This window comes from Arthrobacter sp. zg-Y1219 (genome assembly GCF_030125545.1).
Taxonomy (GTDB): domain Bacteria; phylum Actinomycetota; class Actinomycetes; order Actinomycetales; family Micrococcaceae; genus Arthrobacter_B.
In genome coordinates, this window is the sequence record NZ_JASKLY010000028.1 from 1 (window position 1) to 1,871 (window position 1,871).

1 rRNA gene is annotated in these 1,871 nt (G+C 55.6%); it reads left to right on the forward strand.

Annotation, left to right across the window (positions count from 1 at the left end):
* Positions 1–176 precede the first annotated feature (176 nt).
* A 16S ribosomal RNA gene (locus tag QNO00_RS17270) occupies positions 177–1,704 on the forward strand.
* Positions 1,705–1,871 lie beyond the last annotated feature (167 nt).

Sequence of the window (1,871 nt, forward strand, 5' to 3'; positions counted from 1 at the left end):
TCTGTTGTTTGAGAACTCAATAGTGTGCCAAGTTTATTGATACCAATTATTTTAATTGGTTGAACTGGTTCTTCCGCCCACCCCGTGGGTTGGGAGGACTTTTTTAGCTGGTTTCGAATTTAGTGCAGGACCGTGCAGCCAATTTTCCTTGGCTCCGGTGCTGTGTCTGTAACACATTTACGGAGAGTTTGATCCTGGCTCAGGATGAACGCTGGCGGCGTGCTTAACACATGCAAGTCGAACGATGACTTTTGTGCTTGCACAAAATGATTAGTGGCGAACGGGTGAGTAACACGTGAGTAACCTGCCCTTAACTTCGGGATAAGCCTGGGAAACCGGGTCTAATACCGGATACGACGGTCCACCGCATGGTGGTCCGTGGAAAGCTTGATGCGGTTTTGGATGGACTCGCGGCCTATCAGCTAGTTGGTTGGGGTAATGGCCCACCAAGGCGACGACGGGTAGCCGGCCTGAGAGGGTGACCGGCCACACTGGGACTGAGACACGGCCCAGACTCCTACGGGAGGCAGCAGTGGGGAATATTGCACAATGGGCGAAAGCCTGATGCAGCGACGCCGCGTGAGGGACGAAGGCCTTCGGGTTGTAAACCTCTTTCAGCAGGGAAGAAGCGAAAGTGACGGTACCTGCAGAAGAAGCGCCGGCTAACTACGTGCCAGCAGCCGCGGTAATACGTAGGGCGCAAGCGTTATCCGGAATTATTGGGCGTAAAGAGCTCGTAGGCGGTTTGTCGCGTCTGCTGTGAAAGCCCGGGGCTCAACCCCGGGTCTGCAGTGGGTACGGGCAGACTAGAGTGCAGTAGGGGAGACTGGAATTCCTGGTGTAGCGGTGAAATGCGCAGATATCAGGAGGAACACCGATGGCGAAGGCAGGTCTCTGGGCTGTAACTGACGCTGAGGAGCGAAAGCATGGGGAGCGAACAGGATTAGATACCCTGGTAGTCCATGCCGTAAACGTTGGGCACTAGGTGTGGGGGACATTCCACGTTTTCCGCGCCGTAGCTAACGCATTAAGTGCCCCGCCTGGGGAGTACGGCCGCAAGGCTAAAACTCAAAGGAATTGACGGGGGCCCGCACAAGCGGCGGAGCATGCGGATTAATTCGATGCAACGCGAAGAACCTTACCAAGGCTTGACATGAACCGGAAAAGCGTAGAAATACGCTCCCCACTTGTGGTCGGTTTACAGGTGGTGCATGGTTGTCGTCAGCTCGTGTCGTGAGATGTTGGGTTAAGTCCCGCAACGAGCGCAACCCTCGTTCTATGTTGCCAGCGCGTTATGGCGGGGACTCATAGGAGACTGCCGGGGTCAACTCGGAGGAAGGTGGGGACGACGTCAAATCATCATGCCCCTTATGTCTTGGGCTTCACGCATGCTACAATGGCCGGTACAAAGGGTTGCGATACTGTGAGGTGGAGCTAATCCCAAAAAGCCGGTCTCAGTTCGGATTGAGGTCTGCAACTCGACCTCATGAAGTTGGAGTCGCTAGTAATCGCAGATCAGCAACGCTGCGGTGAATACGTTCCCGGGCCTTGTACACACCGCCCGTCAAGTCACGAAAGTTGGTAACACCCGAAGCCGGTGGCCTAACCCCTTGTGGGAGGGAGCCGTCGAAGGTGGGACCGGCGATTGGGACTAAGTCGTAACAAGGTAGCCGTACCGGAAGGTGCGGCTGGATCACCTCCTTTCTAAGGAGCACCTCAGAGTTTTCCGTGTCCTTCCACAGTGTTGGAGGCGGGCTTTGCAGGAGATGCCCATCTCGGAGACATTCGTTCTCCGGTGGGTGCTCAAGGGTGGAATATCAATAAGCAGGTGCCCGGCGTTGAGCCTGGCAGTCTAGTACGCCGTGCGTGCC